Annotated in this window: 13 protein-coding genes; 7 read left to right on the top strand and 6 right to left on the bottom strand. The window is 63.8% G+C overall.

All coding sequences use genetic code 11. The annotated features are described in order from the left end of the window. Positions 1 to 111: 111 nt before the first annotated feature. The 3 genes from F3J17_RS08420 (at position 112) to F3J17_RS08410 (ending at position 4,202) form a co-directional block, all read left to right on the top strand. A complete protein-coding gene (locus F3J17_RS08420) occupies positions 112 to 1,458 on the top strand; it encodes an adenylosuccinate synthase (RefSeq protein WP_167056044.1) in 1,347 nt (448 codons plus the stop codon). A 24-nt stretch (positions 1,459 to 1,482) separates the two neighbouring features. Continuing rightward, complete coding sequence (locus tag F3J17_RS08415) at positions 1,483 to 2,055, top strand: phosphoribosyltransferase (RefSeq protein ID WP_167056042.1); 573 nt, start codon at positions 1,483 to 1,485, stop codon at positions 2,053 to 2,055. Between the two features lie 260 nt (positions 2,056 to 2,315). Further along, positions 2,316 to 4,202 (top strand): potassium transporter Kup, encoded by a 1,887-nt coding sequence (locus F3J17_RS08410; protein ID WP_167056040.1) that lies wholly within the window; start codon positions 2,316 to 2,318, stop codon positions 4,200 to 4,202. An 84-nt stretch (positions 4,203 to 4,286) separates the two neighbouring features. Here F3J17_RS08410 and F3J17_RS08405 read toward each other — a convergent pair whose 3' ends face one another. Further along, a complete protein-coding gene (locus F3J17_RS08405) occupies positions 4,287 to 6,641 on the bottom strand; it encodes a Tex family protein (protein ID WP_167056038.1) in 2,355 nt (784 codons plus the stop codon). Positions 6,642 to 7,006: 365 nt separating this feature from the next. Between F3J17_RS08405 and F3J17_RS08400 the strand changes: the two genes are divergently transcribed. The 3 genes from F3J17_RS08400 to F3J17_RS08390 all read left to right on the top strand — a co-directional run bounded on the left by F3J17_RS08400 (position 7,007) and on the right by F3J17_RS08390 (position 10,519). After that, positions 7,007 to 7,840, top strand: coding sequence for a colicin transporter (locus F3J17_RS08400; RefSeq protein ID WP_345891152.1), 834 nt, complete (start codon positions 7,007 to 7,009; stop codon positions 7,838 to 7,840). Positions 7,841 to 7,942: 102 nt separating this feature from the next. Continuing rightward, a complete protein-coding gene (locus F3J17_RS08395) occupies positions 7,943 to 8,176 on the top strand; it encodes a DUF465 domain-containing protein (protein WP_027814891.1) in 234 nt (77 codons plus the stop codon). A gap of 75 nt (positions 8,177 to 8,251) precedes the next feature. Further along, on the top strand, positions 8,252 to 10,519 hold the full coding sequence (locus F3J17_RS08390; protein WP_167056035.1) for an ATP-dependent DNA helicase: 2,268 nt from the start codon (positions 8,252 to 8,254) through the stop codon (positions 10,517 to 10,519). 220 nt (positions 10,520 to 10,739) lie between these two features. Here the strand turns inward: F3J17_RS08390 and F3J17_RS08385 are convergent, their stop codons facing one another. Further along, positions 10,740 to 11,015, bottom strand: a complete 276-nt coding sequence (locus F3J17_RS08385) for a hypothetical protein (RefSeq protein ID WP_084161696.1) — start codon at positions 11,013 to 11,015, stop codon at positions 10,740 to 10,742. A gap of 232 nt (positions 11,016 to 11,247) precedes the next feature. Continuing rightward, positions 11,248 to 12,483, bottom strand: coding sequence for a cupin domain-containing protein (locus F3J17_RS08380; RefSeq protein ID WP_167056644.1), 1,236 nt, complete (start codon positions 12,481 to 12,483; stop codon positions 11,248 to 11,250). Between the two features lie 32 nt (positions 12,484 to 12,515). On the opposite strand from F3J17_RS08380, the gene F3J17_RS08375 reads away from it, so the two are divergent. Then, positions 12,516 to 13,061 (top strand): peptidylprolyl isomerase, encoded by a 546-nt coding sequence (locus F3J17_RS08375; RefSeq protein WP_167056033.1) that lies wholly within the window; start codon positions 12,516 to 12,518, stop codon positions 13,059 to 13,061. Positions 13,062 to 13,149: 88 nt separating this feature from the next. Here the strand turns inward: F3J17_RS08375 and F3J17_RS08370 are convergent, their stop codons facing one another. The 3 genes from F3J17_RS08370 to lplT all read right to left on the bottom strand — a co-directional run bounded on the left by F3J17_RS08370 (position 13,150) and on the right by lplT (position 18,698). Then, positions 13,150 to 14,466: a hypothetical protein gene (locus F3J17_RS08370; RefSeq protein WP_167056031.1), complete on the bottom strand. Its 1,317-nt coding sequence runs from the start codon at positions 14,464 to 14,466 to the stop codon at positions 13,150 to 13,152. Positions 14,467 to 14,533: 67 nt separating this feature from the next. Continuing rightward, the gene (mutS, locus tag F3J17_RS08365; protein ID WP_167056028.1) at positions 14,534 to 17,230 is read right to left on the bottom strand and encodes a DNA mismatch repair protein MutS; all 2,697 of its coding nucleotides are present in this window, start codon (positions 17,228 to 17,230) and stop codon (positions 14,534 to 14,536) included. 169 nt (positions 17,231 to 17,399) lie between these two features. Further along, a complete protein-coding gene (gene lplT / locus F3J17_RS08360) occupies positions 17,400 to 18,698 on the bottom strand; it encodes a lysophospholipid transporter LplT (protein ID WP_167056025.1) in 1,299 nt (432 codons plus the stop codon). Between the last annotated feature and the right edge of the window lie 13 nt (positions 18,699 to 18,711).

The raw sequence follows: 18,711 nt of genomic DNA, 5'->3' as shown, positions 1-18,711 counted from the left end.
CCAACTGCATGCCGTTGAGCGCAAACGGAAATTCCGCGAATTTCGGGAAAAAATGGCGGCCTCGCCGCTGAACCCAGGTAGAATACGTTTTTAACCAGCTAACGAAACACCATGTCTGCCAGCGCAGTGAATGTAACCCCGGGACGCAACGTCGTCGTCGTGGGCACCCAATGGGGCGATGAAGGCAAGGGCAAGATCGTCGACTGGCTGACGGACCACGCGCAAGGCGTGGTGCGTTTCCAGGGCGGTCATAACGCCGGCCACACTCTCATCATCGGCGGCAAGAAGACCATTCTCCGACTGATCCCGTCGGGCATCATGCGCGCCGGCGTCGCCTGCTACATCGGCAACGGCGTGGTGCTCTCGCCCGAAGCCCTGTTCAAGGAAATCGGCGAACTCGAAGAAGCGGGCATCGACGTCCAGAAGCGCCTCTTCATCTCCGAAGCCACCACCCTGATCCTGCCGTACCACATCGCCATCGACCAGGCTCGCGAAGCCAAGCGCGGCGCGGCGAAGATCGGTACGACCGGTCGCGGCATCGGCCCGGCCTACGAAGACAAGGTGGCGCGCCGCGGTCTGCGCGTGCAGGACCTGTTCGAGCCGGAAACCTTCGCTGCGCGTCTGCGCGAAAACCTCGACTACCACAACTTCGTGCTCACGCAGTATCTGGGCGCGCCGGCAGTCGACTATCAGCAGACGCTCGACACGATGCTCTCGTACGCCGACCGTCTCAAGCCGATGGTAACGGACGTTTCGCGTCGTCTTTATGACGTGAACAACGAAGGCGGCAACCTGCTGTTCGAAGGCGCGCAAGGCACGCTGCTCGACATCGACCACGGCACGTATCCGTTCGTCACGTCGAGCAACTGCGTTGCAGGCGCGGCGTCGGCAGGCGCGGGCGTTGGTCCGCAAAAGCTGAACTACGTTCTGGGCATCACCAAGGCGTACTGCACGCGCGTCGGTTCGGGCCCGTTCCCGAGCGAACTGTACGACGCCGACAACGCCGATCGCCAGGAAGAAGTGGGCCTCACGCTCGCGAAGGTTGGCAAGGAATTCGGTTCGGTCACGGGCCGCCCGCGTCGCACCGGCTGGCTCGACGCCGCCGCGCTGCGCCGCTCGATCCAGATCAACGGCGTGACGGGCCTGTGCATCACCAAGCTCGACGTGCTCGACGGTCTCGAAGAAGTCAAGCTGTGCGTCGGCTACAAGGTCGATGGCAAGGACGTGGATATTCTCCCGCGTGGCGCATCGCAGGTTGCAGCGTGCGAGCCGGTCTACGAAACGTTCGAAGGCTGGAAGGAAAGCACGATCGGCGTCACGCAGTTCGACGCACTGCCCAAGAGCGCCCAGGCTTACCTCACGCGCGTGCAGGAAGTCGCCGGTGTGCCGATCGACATGGTTTCGACCGGCCCGGATCGCGACGAAACGATCCTGCTGCGTCACCCGTTCAAGGTCTAAGTTGTAAGAAGGTAGAAGCAAAAGATGATTCAAATGACGGACCCGCGCAACGACGATAAGCATCTGTGGGTAGGCTGGGACGAGTATCACCGGCTGATCGAACTGCTCGCGCTCAAGGTTCACGAGTCGCGCTGGAAGTTCGACCAGATCCTGTGTCTCGCTCGCGGCGGTCTGCGCGTGGGCGACCAGCTCTCGCGCATCTACGATCTGCCGCTGGCGATCCTCGCAACCAGCTCGTACCGCGAAGCTGCGGGCACGGAGCAGGGCGAACTCGACATCGCGCAGTACATCACGATGACGCGCGGCGAACTCTCGGGCAACGTGCTGCTGGTCGACGATCTGGTCGATTCGGGCGTCACGCTCGCTCGCGTGCAGGAACACCTGAAGCTGCGCTACCCGGCGGTGACCGGCGTGCGTTCCGCAGTGCTCTGGTACAAGGGCTGCTCGAAGGTGACGCCGGACTATTTCGTCCAGCATCTGCCGACCAACCCGTGGATCCATCAGCCTTTCGAGGAATGGGACACGGTGCGTCCGCACAACCTGGGCGCATGGATCAAGCGTGGCCTCCAGCAGGCCCAGCAGGATCCGCAGAAGTAATCGCGCTGTCCAGCGAATCGAACGGAGCCTTACGAGGCTCCGTTTTTTTATGCGCGAAGCCTTTACGCACCGGCGTTTGCGGGGCAATCGCACCGCTGTCGCACCATGTGGACAGACGGTGTCAAAGGCGAATGCTAAACTGCGCGGGACTGGAAACGTGACGGGGCCACAACGAACATCCAGCTTTGCCTCTGGGTTCCGCCCCCAAGCCGGTTTAGAATAGCGCTCGTTTTTTCCGCCTCAAACGGATCTCCGCGTATATGACAACTAGCACGCACGTGGCAAAACAGCCGCTACCCTCGCTCGCCGTAGCGGCCATCGGCGTGGTGTTCGGCGACATCGGCACGAGTCCGCTGTACTCGCTCAAAGAAGCGTTCAGCCCCGCCCACGGCATTCCCCTCAACGACACGTCCATCCTTGGCGTCATTTCGCTGCTGTTCTGGGCGATCATGATCGTCGTCAGCGTCAAATACGTGCTCATCGTGATGCGCGCCGACAATGCCGGCGAAGGCGGCGTGCTCGCGCTGATGGCGCTGGCGCTGCGCTCGTTCGATCGCAGGAGCAAGGCGGCGGTGGTGCTCACGGCGCTCGGCATCTTCGGCGCCTGCATGTTTTACGGCGACGCGGTGATTACGCCGGCGATCTCGGTGATGTCGGCGGTTGAAGGGCTGGAACTCGCCGCGCCCAAGCTCACGCATCTGGTGCTGCCGATCACGATGGTGATCCTGATCGCGCTGTTCTGGATCCAGCGCCATGGCACCTCGCTGGTCGGCCGCCTGTTCGGCCCGATCATGGTGCTGTGGTTCGTGACGATCGCCGTGCTCGGCGTTTCGCGCATCGTCGAGCAGCCGGGCGTGATCGCCGCGCTCAATCCGTACTACGCCGTCACGTTCATGGGTGCGCACCTGCTGCAGGCTTACGTGGTGCTCGGCTCGGTCGTGCTGGTGCTGACCGGCGCGGAAGCGCTCTACGCCGACATGGGCCACTTCGGCGCGAAGCCGATCCGCTGCGCCTGGTACGCGCTGGTCATGCCTTCGCTCGTGCTCAACTATTTCGGTCAGGGCGCGCTGCTGATGCAGGACCACCACGCGATTGAAAATCCGTTCTTCCTGCTCGCGCCGGACTGGGCGCTGCTGCCGCTCGTCGTGCTCTCGACGGTGGCGACGGTGATCGCTTCGCAGGCCGTGATTTCGGGCGCTTATTCGCTCACGAGCCAGGCCATCCTGCTGGGCTACGTGCCGCGCATGAAGGTACTGCACACGTCTGATCTCGCGATTGGCCAGATCTACGTGCCGGTCGTGAACTGGATGCTGCTCTTCATCATCCTGTGCATCGTGGTGGCCTTCAAGAGTTCGGACAATCTGGCGGCCGCCTACGGTATCGCCGTGACCGCGACGATGGTAATTACCACTGTGCTCGTGGCCGTCGTCATGACGAAGGTGTGGAAGTGGAACCGCGGGCTGGTCGCGTGCATCATCGCGGTGCTGCTGGCCGTCGATCTGGGCTTCTTTGGCGCGAATCTGCTGAAGGTCGAAGAGGGTGGCTGGCTGCCGCTCGGTATCGGCGCGCTGCTGTTCTTCCTGCTGATGACCTGGTTCAAGGGGCGCATGATCGTCAAGGAGCGCACGGCCGCCGACGGTATTCCGCTGATGCCCTTCCTGCAGGGGCTGCTGGCGCATCCGCCGCATCGTGTGTCGGGCACCGCGATCTATCTCACGGGCAGCGACACGCTCGTGCCAGTGAGCCTGCTGCACAACCTCAAGCACAACAAGGTGCTGCACGAGCGCACGATTTTCCTCACGTTCAAGATCCGCGACGTTCCGTACGTGCCGAATGCCGAGCGTCTGAACGTGCGCGACATCGGCGGCGGTCTGTTCCTCGTGAAGGCCGATTACGGTTTCAACGAGACGCCGGACGTGAAGGCCGTGCTCGAAGAGGTTGGGCGCACGCAAGGGCTGTTGTTCGAGATGATGGACACGTCGTTCTTCATCGCGCGCGAAACCGTGGTGCCGACGCAGCTGCCGGGCATGTCGATCTTCCGCGAGCGCATTTTCGCGTGGATGCATCAGAACGCCGCCAAGCCGACCGACTTCTTCAGCATTCCCGCCAATCGCGTGGTGGAGCTGGGAACGAAGATCGAGATCTAAGGATGGGTTTGTGCTCCGGCTCACGCCGGAGCCAGACGAAAAAAAAGGCGCCGCGAGGCGCCTTTTTTGTTGTGCGAGCAACGATTACCGCTTGAGCTTGGCGAACGCCGCCGCCATCGCGCCAGCCGGTTCTGCGTCACGCGACCGCTGACCGCCGCGATTCGCGCTGTTACCACGATCGCCGCGATCATTGCGATCACGACTGCCACCCGCACCCGCGCCGCCGCCGCTGCGCTGCGCGGCGCTCGCCGGATCGTCGTCCATGCGCATGGTGAGGGCGATACGCTGACGCTTCACGTCGACGTCGAGCACCTTCACCTTCACTACCTGGCCGGCCTTCACGACTTCGTGCGGGTCCTTGATGAACTTCGTCGACAACGCCGAAACGTGCACCAGACCGTCCTGATGCACGCCCACGTCGACGAATGCGCCGAACGCGGCCACGTTGGTCACGACGCCTTCGAGCACCATGCCCGGCACCAGATCCGAGACTTTCTCCACGCCGTCGCGGAAGGTCGCCGTCTTGAACTCGGGACGCGGATCGCGGCCCGGCTTTTCGAGTTCGCTGAGAATGTCGCGCACGGTCGGCAGACCGAAACGCTCATCGACGAATTCCGTGGGCGCCAGACCCGACAGCGCTTCGCGATTGCCCAGCACATCGCCGATGGCGCGCTTGATCTTCGCCAGCATGCGCTCGACGACCGGATACGCTTCCGGGTGGACCGACGAGCGATCGAGCGGATTCTCGCCGCTGTTGATGCGCAGGAAGCCCGCAGCCTGCTCGAAGGTCTTGTCGCCCAGGCGCGGCACCTTCTTCAGATGCTCGCGCGAAGGGAAGGGACCGTTGGCGTCACGGTAATCGACGATATTGCGGGCGAGCGTCGAGTTCAGACCCGAGACGCGCGCCAGCAGCGCCACGGATGCCGTATTCGCGTCCACGCCCACGGCGTTCACGCAATCCTCGACCACCGCATCGAGCGAGCGCGCGAGTTCGCGTTGGTTCACGTCGTGCTGATACTGGCCGACGCCAATCGCCTTCGGCTCGATTTTCACGAGTTCGGCGAGCGGGTCTTGCAGGCGGCGCGCGATCGACACCGCACCACGCAGCGAGACGTCCATGTCCGGGAATTCCTTCGCGGCCAGTTCGGATGCCGAATAAACCGATGCGCCCGCTTCGGACACCACGATCTTTTGCAGCTTCAGTTCCGGATGCTTCGAGATCAGTTCGCTGGCGAGCTTGTCGGTTTCGCGCGAGGCCGTGCCGTTGCCGATGCTGATAAGTTCCGCCTGGGTTTGCGCGGCGATGCGCGCGAGCTTGGCGAGCGAGCCGTCCCAGTCGCGGCGCGGTTCGTGCGGGTAAATCGTGTCGGTCGCCAGCACCTTGCCGGTGCGATCGACCACGGCCACCTTTACGCCCGTGCGCAGACCCGGGTCAAGACCGATCACGGCCTTGGGACCGGCGGGCGCGGCCAGCAGCAGATCCTTGAGGTTGCGCGCGAACACGCGGATTGCCTCGTTTTCGGCCTGCTCGCGCAGGTTGGTCAGCAGTTCGTTTTCGAGATGCGGCTGCACCTTGACGCGCCAGCACCAGCGGCACACGTCCGAGAGCCACTTGTCGCCCGGACGGCCCTGATTGGCGATGTTGAAGTGACGCGCGATATGCGCTTCGCCCGGATGCGGCGTCTGCGTATCGAGTTCGCCGCCGAGACCCAGCTTCACCATCAGCACGCCCGCGTTACGACCGCGGAAGAGCGCGAGCGCGCGGTGCGACGGCACGGTCTTGATGGTTTCGGAGTAGTCGTAGTAGTCGCGGAACTTCTCGCCTTCCTCGTTTTCCTTGCCTTCCACCACGCTCGACATCACCACGCCCTGGTTGTGCAGCCAGTCGCGCAGTTTGCCCAGCAGCTCCGCGGTTTCGCCGAACTGTTCCGAGAGAATGTCGCGCGCGCCGTCGAGCGCGGCCTTGATGTCGGCGACACCCTTTTCGGCGTCCACGTATTGCGCGGCTTCGGTTTGCGGGTCGAGCAGCGGGTTCGCGAGCAGGGCGTCGGCGAGCGGCTGCAGACCGGCTTCGCGCGCGATCTGCGCGCGCGTGCGGCGCTTGGGCTTGTACGGCAGATAGAGGTCTTCGAGAACCTGCTTGCTATCGGCGGTCTCGATGGCGGTGCGCAGCTCGTCGGTGAGCTTGCCTTGCTCGTCGATGCTCGCAAGGATCGCGGCGCGGCGGTCTTCGAGCTCGCGCAGATAGATCAGCCGCTCCTCGAGCGTGCGCAGTTGCGTATCGTCGAGATTGCCCGTGACTTCCTTGCGGTATCGGGCGATGAACGGAACGGTCGCTCCTTCGTCGAGAAGCTGGACGGCGGCCGCCACCTGACGCGGCTGAACGGTCAGTTCGCTGGCGATACGCTGGACGATCTTGAGTGCTACGGTTTCCGTCATAGGGTCTGGATATTCCTGCGAGGATCGGTTTGCGGTGCGGCCTGGCGTGCCGGAAATGTGTACGACATCGGCACGGCAGGCAGCGCGGCAACCGGCGGGACAGGGCTGCGAGAGCGCGCCCGCCGGCCAGTGGAGCGGGGCATTTTGCCATAAATGGCGGGGCGCTCAACCCGCGGGGTGTTAGAATTTGCGGCATGTTCCGCTGCCCTCAGAAGACGTTGAACCCATCCCGCTTTGTATCTGTCAGGTCCCATGCGCGTGCAGACGCGGCATGGCGGACCACCGCCCGCGCGGCGGCTTGTGCCGTCGCCTTGCTGGCCACGGCGAGTGTTCCGGCCCTTGCGCAGGAGGCAGCAGCCCCTGGGATGGTTTCCGGCGTCGATGCGACGGCAGGTGGCGCGCAAGGTGCGCGCCCGGCATCGGGTGCGCTCGTGCCGCTCGGTGCGTCCGATGCTCAAGGCAACGCGGCGATCCAGAACGACTTTGCCGCACGCCAGAAGGTGCTTGATCGTCGCACGGCGGAAAACAACTATCAGTACGGCGTGGCGCAGCATAACTGCTACGACACGTTTTTCGTGAATCACTGTCTGGGCAAGGCGCGCGATGCGATGCGCGTGGTGCAGGCGGATATCCGCCACCAGCAACTGGCGCTCGACGAAGAGCAGCGTGCCGATAACGCACGACGCCGCGACGAGCAGGCCGCATTGCAGCGCGCGCGCGACCAGGCGGATGCCCCGCAGCGCGCCGCCAACGAGGCCGCAAGCGCGCAGGCGTTCCAGCAGAAGCAACAGCAGCACGCGCTCGATCAGGCGCAGCGTCAGGCGGAAGCGCCGCAACGTGCCGCGAACGAGCAGGCGTTCCAGCAGAAGCAGCAGCAGCACGCGCTTGATCAGGCTCAACGCCAGGGCGCGGCGGCGCAGTCGCAACGCGACGCCAACCAGGCGCAGTACGACAAGAAGCAGTCGGACTACCAGAGCCAGCTGGAGCAGGCTCGACGCGAAGGCCAGCAGAAGGCGCAGGAACGCGCCGACAAGGCCCAGAAGTTCGAGCAGAAGCAGGCCGACGCAGCAAAACACGCATCTGACGTCGCAGCGCGTCAGAAGCAGGCGGCCGAGAAGGCACAGCAGCAGCAAGAACAGCAAAAGCAGCAGCAGGAGCAGCAACAACAGCAGCTCAAGCAGCAACAGCAGGGCCAGTAGTACCCGGCAACATCACGTAACACCACGCTTTTTCAGCCAGATAGCAACCTCAGGCGTGCGACCCTTCGCAAGGCGCACGCCGTTCATGACGAGGAGGCGAGCATGCGCGAGCAACGTGAAGTCAAGAGCGAGGTCCTTCGTGACCGCATTCTGCAACTGGAATCGGAACACGGCGATCTCGACCGTGTGATCGAGCGGATGTGCGAGACGTCGGACTTCGACGATCTCGAGCTGCAGAAGCTGAAGAGGCGCAAGCTCAAGCTGAAAGACAACATTCTCTTGCTGCAATTGCAGCTGGACCCCGATTTACCGAAGACCTCGAACGGGCACGCCTGATTCCCGGTCCCGGCAGGCGCCGGGGCGCGGCAGCAATCGGGCCGCGCCCCGAGGACCGAGCAGGAACCGCTTGCCTTGAATTCAACGACCGTTTCCCGATCCGGATCTGCACGCGACGATGGCGCGCGCAGCGGTGACGCGCGCCCTGCGCAAGCGGCGTCGGCGTCCGCCCTGAGCACGCGCCGCAGCGCCGAACTCGAAAACCTCTTTGCCGCCGATGGCCTGCTCGCACGCGAGATCGATGGCTATCGTCCGCGCGCGGCGCAGATCGAAATGGCGCGCGCCGTGGCGGCCGCCATGGAAGCCGCCGCCCAGGCCCAGCCCGAACCGGCCGCGTTCGAGTTGCAGTCGCGTCCTGCGCGCCGTGTCGAGCGCGGTGCGCCCGTTCCCGTCGCGCCGCAGGCCGAAGAAGCCGCTCACGCTGCCGCCGAATCCGGCGACAACACGCTGATCGTCGAAGCGGGTACGGGCACCGGCAAGACCTATGCGTACCTTGTGCCGGCCATGCTGTGGGGCGGGAAGGTGATCGTCTCCACGGGCACCAAGCACCTCCAGGATCAGCTCTTCGCGCGTGACATTCCTACGGTGCGCGATGCGCTCGCCGTGCCGGTGAGCATCGCGATGCTCAAGGGGCGCTCGAACTATCTGTGCCACTACTACCTGCAACGCACGGCCGATAACGGGCGCTTGCCGTCGCGCCAAGAAACGTCGTATCTGCAGGAAATCATCCGCTTTGCGAAGATCACGCGCTCGGGCGACAAGGCCGAGCTTGCGAGCGTGCCGGAAACGGCTGCGGTGTGGTCGATGGTCACTTCCACGCGCGACAACTGCCTGGGCCAGGAGTGTCCCAATTACAAGGACTGCTTCGTGATGCAGGCGCGCCGCGAAGCGCAGCAGGCCGACATCGTGGTGGTGAACCACCATCTGTTCTTCGCCGACATCATGTTGCGCGATACCGGCATGGCCGAATTGCTGCCGAGCGCCAACACCATCATCTTCGACGAAGCGCACCAGTTGCCCGAAACGGCCACGCTGTTCTTCGGCGAGACGCTGTCGACCACGCAGTTCCTCGAACTCGCGCGCGATAGCGTCGCCGAGGGTTTGAGCCACGCGCGCGATGCGGTCGAGTGGGTCAAGCTCGCCGCCGGGCTTGAACGTGCGGCGCGCGACGTGCGTCTGGCGTTCAAGGAAGACTCGCTGCGCGTGTCGATCACGCAGTTGCCCGAAGATCACCCGCTGTTCGATTCGCTCGATACCCTGCAAACGGAACTCGGCACGCTGGCCAATGCGCTGGCCGGTCAGGCTGAGCGGGCGGAATCGCTGGGCGCATGCCTGCGTCGCGCGCGTGAACTGCAGGGCGTGCTCAACGGCTGGACGGTGCAGGGTCCGGCGACTGACGTCAAGGCCACAGACGGCAAGCGCGATGCGCAGGGCGAAGAAACCCGCGAATACGGCGACGACGAAAAGGTCCGCTGGGTCGAGGTCTTCTCGCATACGGTGCAGTTGCACGAGACGCCATTGTCGGTTGCGCCGATTTTCGCCAAGCAGCGCGCCGGTGTGCCGCGCACGTGGATCTTCACGTCGGCGACGCTCTCGGTAAAGGGCGATTTCACGCACTATGCGGCGCAGATGGGCCTGAGTTCGCGCCGCTCGATGACGTTGCCGAGTCCGTTTGATTATCCGCAACAAGGTCTGCTGTACGTGCCGCGCAATATGCCGCAGCCGTCGTCGCCGCAATTCACCGATGCCGTATTCGACGCCGCCTTGCCGGCCATCGAGGCATCGGGCGGTGGCGTCTTCATGCTGTGCACGACGCTGCGTGCGGTCAACAAGATCGCCGACCGGCTGCGCGACACGATCGAATCGCGCGGCTGGAATACGCCGCTGCTGGTGCAGGGCGACGCGAGCCGCACTGAACTGCTGGAGCGCTTCCGTGCCTACGGCAACGCGATTCTGGTGGGCAGCCAGAGCTTCTGGGAGGGCGTGGACGTGCGCGGTGACGCCTTGTCGCTCGTCGTGATCGACAAGCTGCCATTTGCGCCGCCTGACGACCCTGTGCTGGCCGCGCGACTCGATGCGCTGACGAAGAAAGGCTTGAGCCCGTTTGCGGTTCATCAATTGCCGCAGGCCGTCATCACGCTCAAGCAGGGCGCAGGGCGATTGATTCGCGCGGAAACCGATCGCGGCGTGCTGATGATCTGCGATACGCGTCTTGTCGATAAGCCCTATGGCCGACGCATCTGGCAGAGTCTGCCGCCGTTCAAACGTACGCGCGAGATCGAAGTGGTGCAGGCTTTCTTCTCCGGCAACGAAGGGGAGCAAGAGGCGCAAGAAGACGCGTAATACACGCTTGCAGTTGAGAAGGATGGGTTACATGCGCTGCGCATGAACTCATCCGCTTGCTCAACGCGGTGCCGATGCAGAAAACAAAAAAGCCACGAACTTGCGTTCGTGGCTTTTTTGCTTGCTCGCCGTGCGACTGACGATGACGTCAGGCTGCACGGCGTTTCGCTTCGATGCCCACCAAAGCCGAAGCTCTGCGCGGACACGGCGCGAATGCAGCTTACTGGCTTGCGCCCGATGCCGGAGCAGCAGCCGAAGCAGCAGCGTCCGAAGCAGCAGCGGTTGCGTCCGAAGCAGCAGCCGTAGCCGAAGCAGCAGCGTCGCTCGCAGCAGCAGCAGCGCCCGAAGCAGCAGCTGCGGAATCCGAAGCAGCAGCAGCCGGTGCCGAAGCAGCGGTCGCATCGCTAGCCGGCGCAGCAGCTTGGTCGCTGCTCTTGTTGCATGCAGCCAGTGCAACAGCTGCCAGCAGGGATGCTACGAGGAGGGATTTCTTCATGATCACGTCCTTTTATGGTTAAAGGTAAGCAACAGCGCAAAATAATACCGGTAATGTGCCCCAACACCGACCTTGAGCCGCTGGTGGAGATGCACTGCAAGAGCGTGAATCTTCCCTACGGCCTGGGCGGAAATTATAGGCACTTTCGTATCGACCGTCGACAAATCCGGGGACAATACGTTGTCTTTCTCATACAAGCACTATATTAGTACGGTATAACAGCCCGAAGCGCTTAGGCAAGCGCCCCAAGTCGTAACCAGCCCGCACAATACCACTCGTGTAGCGACACTGTCACACTCGAATCGTGTGAGAGTGTTACAAAGCGTTTCCCATCCAGCAAGCGGTTATCGGCAAGTTCCGGCAACCACTTCCTTGCCTCTTTGAGCAAGTACTGTTCCCCATTCAGGTAATACGACCGCGCATCGTAAAGCAGGATTGTCCTGCGGTCGAGTCTTATCCCGCTTTTCGCGGCGCGCGCAACAAAACGGGCCTCGTCGAGGGGCTTTTCGGGGGCGTCGAACACCACATTGGATTTCGGTTCTGAAAGCCAGGAACCCACGAAAGACGATACATCCGCATCGTTCCAGCGCACTTTAGCAAGCACTGACGAGACGCGCTCCACAAGTGCCGGGGGCAGTTGCGCAGGATGAGTCACGGCGGGCTGATCGGGGTCGCGGTAGAGCGTCGGGTTGGCCGACGGTGTGTTGTCCGCGCCACGCTCGGCGAGCCAGTAGAGAAACTGGCTCGTGAGTTCGTCGGTGGAAGGCGAACGAAAGCCGATCGAACACGTCATGCACTCGCCTTCGGCCACGCCGTCGTGCGCAATATGCGGCGGCAGGTACAGCATGTCGCCCGGCTCCAGCACCCATTCTTCTTCCGGCTCGAAGTTCGCAAGCACCTTGAGCGGCAATCCTTCCCGCAAGGACAGATCGCGCTGCGCACCGATGCGCCAGCGCCGCTTGCCGTGCACCTGAAGTAGAAACACGTCGTAGGAGTCGAAATGCGGCCCTACGCCGCCTCCGTCACTCGCGTAGGAGATCATCAGATCGTCCAGACGCGCGTCGGGTGCGAAGCGGAAGCGGTCGAGCAGCGCGCGGGCGCGATCGTCGTGAAGGTCGGCGCCTTGCACGAGCAGGGTCCACTGGCGCGTTTTCGGCGTCGGCAGTTCGTCGGCGGCGAAGGGGCCGTGTTCGAGCGCCCAGCGTTTGCGGAAATGCGTGATGAGACGCGACTCGACATCGTCGCTATCGGCCAGCGCGAAGAGTTCGTCGCGCGAGAGCGGCGCTTCGATGCCGGGTATCGCCTGGCGGATCAATAATGGCTTTTTCTGCCAGTATTTCTTCATGAACTGCGCCGGACTCAGGCCGCCAAGCAGCGGCGTGGGCGTATCGGGCGAAGGGCATGCCAGGGAAGGGGAGGCGCGCTGCTTGCGGGCGTCCTCCGGGTGGTCAGGGGACCGCTTGGGCATCGTATAATGTGGTCTGTAATCTGGAGAATCGAATGAAAATCGCAAAGGACACCGTCGTGTCGGTCGCTTACAAGCTATCGGATGCGCAGGGCAATCTGATTGAGGAAAGCGACGAGCCGATGGTCTATCTGCACGGCGGCTATGATGGCACGTTCCCCAAGATCGAGGAAGTGCTGGACGGCAAGGAGCCGGGCTTCGAGACCCAGATCCAGCTTGAGCCGACGGACGCTTTCGGCGAATACGATCCGGAACTCGTGAAGATCGAACCGCGCGGCCGTTTCCCGGAACCGCTCGAAGTCGGCATGCAGTTCGAAGGCACGCCGGAAGAGGGCGACGAGGATCTCGACTCGCTCATCTACACCGTGACGGACGTGGCCGAAGACAAGGTCGTGCTCGATGGCAACCATCCGCTGGCCGGTATGGCGTTGCGCTTCAACCTGACCGTCAAGGAAGTGCGTCAGGCGACCGAAGACGAAATCGAGCATGAGCACGCGCATGGCGCGGACGGCCTCGAAATCGTCGACGAGGACGATGACGAAGACGGCGAAGAAGCCGATTCGAAGCCGACCCTGCACTAAGTAACACGATGCGCCGGCCCGGGATTCCCGGTGCCGGCGCATTTCATTTCAGCGGGTTCTTTTCTGGGCCCCAGGCTTTATCTAGCCGTCAATTCGAAGGTGCAGCAGGCGCTTGTTGCTGAAACTGCTGCTGGATCCACGGCGGCGGCATTAGCGGTCGCGGCGGCGCAACCGTTTGCGATGCACCCGAGCCACCCGTAGCCGGTGGCACCGCCGTTCCTCCCATCCCCTCACCACTTCCACTGGCCGCACTCGCGGCGTTCAGATCGGGCGCCTGTTGCATGCCCGGAATCTCCGTCACATCGGGCATCGACGAAATCTCCGGCATTTCCGGCATCACGGGCTGTTGTTGCGGCGGCAGTAGCGGCAGGTGCTTTGGCACATCGTGCACGCTCACACGCAGCGGCGTATCGCGCGCCATGTCGGCGTCGATCTGCAGCCATTGCGTGAGCGGATCGCGTAGCGAAAATGCCACGCGCGTTACGTTAGCAATCCTGATTCCTTTTTCATTACGCAAAGGCTGGTCGATCGTAAAGCCGCGAGGGAGTCTGGCCTCGTCCGGATGCACGACGATGATCGGGCCGCGAAAACTGTCCGCGAGCTTCACGAGGCTGCGGCGTAATTCCGCATAGCCATCGCGCGGTGCGCGATGAAAGCGCAGCCACGCAAAGCGGTCGGAGCGATCGTCGCGATCAAGCAGGGCATCGGCCTGCATAAAGATGACGATGGCGCGCGCGTTGCGCCGGCGCGCGAATTCGGCGGCGTGTTCGAGCCAGAAGCCGTTGGCGATCACGCGGTCCTCGAACTCGCCGTTACGTCCGCCCGCGTTCAGGAAATGATTGTTGCCGTTGGGCACGTTGAGCGTGACGAAAACCGTATCGCCCACCTGCCAGCGCACGTTTTCACGATACGGGCGAAAGCGCGACACTTCGCTTTCGCGCGTGAGGGCGAGCGGCGTTTCGCCGAGCGCGTTGGCGTCGCTGTAGAAGTTCTGGCGCAGAAAATCGAGACGTTCGACCGGATCGTAGCCGCCCGTGCCGCTGGTGCCGCAAGTGACCCAGTCGCGCTGACCCGGCACGTACACGACCGGCGCACGCGAAGCTTCGAGCAGATCGCGACGACGCTCGTAGAGATGGTCGACGCACGACTCGCGCGGGCCTTTGAGGTTGCCGTCGTAGACGAGGAAGGAGATTTGCGGATCGCGCCCGATGGCGTCGATCAGACGTTGCAGCGTCGTTTCGTCGCCGGGTTCGGTGACGACGTTGGCCACGACGGCGAATGCATAGCGCCAGGCGGGTGTTTGCGCGGGCTGCGCGGCTTTTGCCGACGCTGCGAAAGCGACGCTGGACGTCGCCATCGCGCACAGCGCAACCAGCGACGCGAGCACGCGCAAAACCGCAGTCAATGACGTGCGCAAAGCAAAGCCGCCGCGGCCATGCGTTGATGGCCGCGGCGGCGTCGCGAGGCGACGCTTAGCGTTTGGCGTCCGGCGCAGTGGCCAGCTCATGCAGTTCGTACAGGAGGTCGAGCGCTTCGCGCGGGCGTAGCTCATTCGGGTCGAGCGCACGCAGGCGTTCGGCCACCCGGGCGGCGGCTTCGTCTTCGGGCGTCGAAGGCGCGTCTTCCGCGTAGGGCTGCGTATCGCGATCTTCCATCTCGTCGATCGACACCACCGGCGCGGCGAACAGATCGAGTTGCGGTGTGGGCTGACCGGCCGAGAGCTGTTCCAGATGCACCAGATGCTTGCGCGCCGCGCGAATCACCGCATTCGGCACGCCCGCGAGTAGGGCAACCTGCAGACCGTAGCTCTGGTTCGCCGGGCCTTCGCTGACCGAATGCAGGAACACGATGCCGTGCCCATGTTCGACCGCCGAAAGATGCACGTTGGCCGCCTGCGCGAATTCCGCCGGCAGTTGCGTGAGCTCGAAATAGTGCGTCGCGAACAGCGTATGGCAGCCGTTGCTCGACAGCAGATGGCGCGCGATTGCCCAGGCCAGCGCGAGACCGTCGAACGTCGAGGTGCCGCGCCCGATTTCGTCCATCAACACGAGGCTTTGCGGCGTAGCGTCGTTGAGAATCGCGGCGGCTTCCGTCATTTCGACCATGAAGGTCGAGCGACCGCCCGCAAGATCGTCGGCTGCACCGATACGCGTGAAGATGCGGTCGATCGGGCCGAAGCGCGCACGTCGCGCGGGCACGTAGCTGCCCACGTAAGCGAGCAGGGCGATCAGCGCGGTCTGGCGCATGAAGGTCGATTTACCGCCCATGTTCGGGCCGGTGATCAACAGCAATTTGCGGTCGGCGTGAAGGGCGCAGTCATTGGCGATGAACTGCTCGACCTGCGCCTCGACCACCGGATGACGGCCCTGTTCGATCTCGATGCCCGGCGCTTCGGAAAACTCCGGCGCGTTCCAGTCGAGCGCGCGCGCACGTTCGGCGAAGGCAGCGAGCAGATCGAGTTCCGCGAGCGCCGCGGCCACGCGCTGGCAATCGGCGATGAACGGCAGGAGCGCCTGAAGCAGCGCGTCGTAGAGACCCTTCTCGCGCGCGAGCGCACGTTCCTGCGCGGAGAGCGCCTTGTCCTCGAAGGCCTTCAGCTCGGGCGTGATGTAGCGTTCCGCGTTCTTGAGCGTCTGACGGCGACGATAGTCGTCGGGCACCTTGTCGGTCTGGCCGCGCGTGACTTCGATATAGAAGCCATGCACCTTGTTGTATTCGACGCGCAGATTGCCGATGCCGGTACGCGCGCGTTCGCGTGCTTCCAGATCGATCAGGAACTGGCCGCAGTTTTCCGACATGTCGCGCAGTTCGTCGAGCTCCGCGTCATAGCCGCGTGCGATCACGCCGCCGTCGCGGATCATCGCGGCGGGTTCGGGCGCGACCGCGCGTTGCAACAGATCCGCGCATCCGGCGGGCGGCTCCAGTGCATCGACGATGCGCGCCAGCGACGCCGATGCGCCACCCGCTGCCGCCACCTGCTCGCGCAGTGCGGGCAGTGCTGCAAAGGTATCGCGCAGGCTCGACAGATCGCGCGGACGCGCCGACAGCAGCGCGAGACGGCCGGTAATGCGCTCGACGTCGGCGATCTGACGCAGCGCGCCGCGCAGTGCATCGACGCTTGCCGGCGGCGGTGCATCGAGCAGCGCGCCGATGGCCTGCTGACGCGTCTGCGCGATGCCCGCGTCGCGCGGCGGATGATGCAGCCAGTGACGCAGCAGGCGGCTGCCCATGGTCGTGCTGCAGGTATCGAGCAGCGAGCAGAGCGTGGGCGATTCAGTGCCGCGCAGCGTTTCGGTGAGTTCGAGATTGCGGCGCGTGGCGGGGTCGAGGCCGATGTATTCGGTTTCCGCCTCCACCTTCAGGCTGCGCACGTGGCGCAACTGCTGGCCTTGCGTGGCCGCCGCATACAGCAGCAGCGCGCCGGCAGCGCCGCATGCGCTCGTCAGCGTTTGCGCGCCGAAACCGTCGAGACTCGCGACATCCATCTGATCGCACAGGCGCTGCTTGCCCGAAGCGAGATCGAAGTGCCAGGCGGGCACGCGCGTGAGCGCACCCACGCCCGCAGGCGGCGCCCAGCCGGACGATTCCGAGGGCATGTCCGCGACCAGCACTTCAGCGGGACGGATGCGCTCGAAAGCCGTGGCGACCTGTTCGGGCGCGACTTCGGCCAGACGCAGCGCGCCGCTCGCCAGATTGAGCCAGGCGAGGCCCACGTTGACGGTCACGCCGCGCCGGTTGTGACCGGGGCAGACCGCCATGAGGTAGACGTCGTTCTTGTCCGACAGCAGGGCGGCGTCGGTAAGCGTGCCGGGTGTGACCACGCGCACGACCTTGCGCTCGACCGGGCCTTTCGAAGTGGCCGGATCGCCGATCTGTTCGCAGATCGCCACCGATTCGCCCAGCTTGACGAGCTTGGCGAGATAGCCTTCGCACGCGTGATGGGGAATGCCCGCCATCTTGATCGGGGTGCCGGCCGATGCGCCGCGTTGCGTGAGTGTCAGATCGAGCAGGCGCGCAGCTTTCTCGGCATCGCCGAAAAACAGTTCATAGAAGTCGCCCATCCGGTAGAACACGAGGGTGTCCGGATGCTCGGCTTTGATGCGCAGGTATTGCTGCATCATGGGGGTGTGTTGCGCGATGTCGCCGGCGCTGGCGGTGTGTGTAGCCATCCTCGGAGTCTTGCTAAGGTTCAGGGCGTGAGTGTAACCCGCGCCGGGGGCGCGTGAACCTGGCCGGATGGCCAGGCAGCGCGCAAATCCTTGCCGGATAGCATAGGAATGCGCGCCAGATTGACGGAGATTGCGGCCAGGAGGCTGGAGTGGAGCAGGCGCGCGAGGCTTACTCGTCGACCAGCGCCTGCAGATCGACCGTGCGGGCGTTTGCCGCACTGCGCCGCATGGCGAGCCAGATCATTCCGGAAACGAAAATCCCGAACACGACGATGATCCATTGCACCGGCATTTTCGCGGTCAGCAGCAGCGCATAGGCGCCAAGCATCAGCAGCACGGCGAGGTTCTGGTTGAAGTTCTGTACGGCGATCGAGTGTCCCGCCGAAAGCAGGGTCGCGCCACGATGCTGAAGCAAGGCGTTCATCGGCACGATGAAAAAGCCCGCGAGTGTGCCGAGCAGAATCATCAACGGGTACGCGAACAGCAGATAGAAGGGCATGATGAAGGTGCCGAATCGCACGCCTTCGCCCGCCGGAAAGAGGTTCTTGCTGTAGAACGCCATCGCCACGGACACCACGCCGCACAGCACGCCCACCGGCAACACGCGCAGCGAAGCGCGTAGCGACACCCACGCGGCGGCGCCCGCCGCGCCCAGCGCAATGCCCAGTCCCGTCACGCCTTGCATCACGGCCGCCTTCGAAAGCGAGAGGCCGAGATTCGCGTCGGCCCATTTGAGCACCAGCAATTGCAGCGTCACCGCCGCGCCCCACATCAGCGTCGTGACCCAAAGCGCGATCTGCGCGAGCTTGTCGGCCCACAGCACGTTGAAGCAATGCGTGAAATCGGAGACCAGCCGGCCCGGTTGCTTGAGGCGGTTTTCGTAGCGCGCGCCCGTATCCGGAATGCCGATGTTGATGAGCGCGGCGATGGCATAGGTGATCATCGTGGCGAGCATCGCGAGGTCGGCGGCCGAATGGATCAGCGGCATCGGATGATGCGTGACGAAGCGCTCGGCGTAGGTCGAGACGAGCGCGCCGCCCATCATCGTGCCGACGATCGTGGAGAGCACCGTCGCCGATTCGAGCCACGCATTGGCGGCCACGAGTTTTTCGGCGGGTAGCAATTCAGTGAGGATTCCGTACTTTGCCGGCGAATAGGCCGCCGCGCCGAAACCCACTACACCATAGGCCAGCATCGGATGTACGCCCGCGATCATCATCAGGCAGCCGATGGCCTTGAGCGCGTTCGAGACGAACATGACGTGGCGCTTTTGCAGCGCGTCCGCGAAGGCGCCGACGAAGGGTGCGAGCAGTACGTAGGAAACCGTGAAGAAGATCTGCAGCAGCGGCGTGACCCAGGCCGGTGAAGAAATCACCGTGAGCAGCGCGATTGCCGCAATCAGGAGCGCGTTGTCGGCGAGCGACGAAACGAACTGCGCGGCGATGATCGTATAAAAGCCTTTTTTCATCGCGGATGGACCG

Origin of the sequence: Burkholderia sp. Ax-1719, from assembly GCF_011753055.1 — a bacterium.
Lineage (GTDB): Bacteria > Pseudomonadota > Gammaproteobacteria > Burkholderiales > Burkholderiaceae > Paraburkholderia.
This window is presented reverse-complemented; position numbering and strand designations above follow the sequence as displayed.

Bases quoted from the DNA above. Each gene is read 5' to 3' on its own strand.
- lplT (WP_167056025.1), bottom strand. From the start codon at position 18,698: ATGAAAAAAGGCTTTTATACGATCATCGCCGCGCAGTTCGTTTCGTCG.
- F3J17_RS08380 (WP_167056644.1), bottom strand. From the start codon at position 12,483: ATGCCCAAGCGGTCCCCTGACCACCCGGAGGACGCCCGCAAGCAGCGC.
- F3J17_RS08405 (WP_167056038.1), bottom strand. From the start codon at position 6,641: ATGACGGAAACCGTAGCACTCAAGATCGTCCAGCGTATCGCCAGCGAA.
- F3J17_RS08385 (WP_084161696.1), bottom strand. From the start codon at position 11,015: ATGAAGAAATCCCTCCTCGTAGCATCCCTGCTGGCAGCTGTTGCACTG.
- F3J17_RS08420 (WP_167056044.1), top strand. From the start codon at position 112: ATGTCTGCCAGCGCAGTGAATGTAACCCCGGGACGCAACGTCGTCGTC.
- F3J17_RS08415 (WP_167056042.1), top strand. From the start codon at position 1,483: ATGATTCAAATGACGGACCCGCGCAACGACGATAAGCATCTGTGGGTA.
- F3J17_RS08375 (WP_167056033.1), top strand. From the start codon at position 12,516: ATGAAAATCGCAAAGGACACCGTCGTGTCGGTCGCTTACAAGCTATCG.
- F3J17_RS08410 (WP_167056040.1), top strand. From the start codon at position 2,316: ATGACAACTAGCACGCACGTGGCAAAACAGCCGCTACCCTCGCTCGCC.
- F3J17_RS08395 (WP_027814891.1), top strand. From the start codon at position 7,943: ATGCGCGAGCAACGTGAAGTCAAGAGCGAGGTCCTTCGTGACCGCATT.
- F3J17_RS08400 (WP_345891152.1), top strand. From the start codon at position 7,007: ATGGTTTCCGGCGTCGATGCGACGGCAGGTGGCGCGCAAGGTGCGCGC.
- mutS (WP_167056028.1), bottom strand. From the start codon at position 17,230: ATGGCTACACACACCGCCAGCGCCGGCGACATCGCGCAACACACCCCC.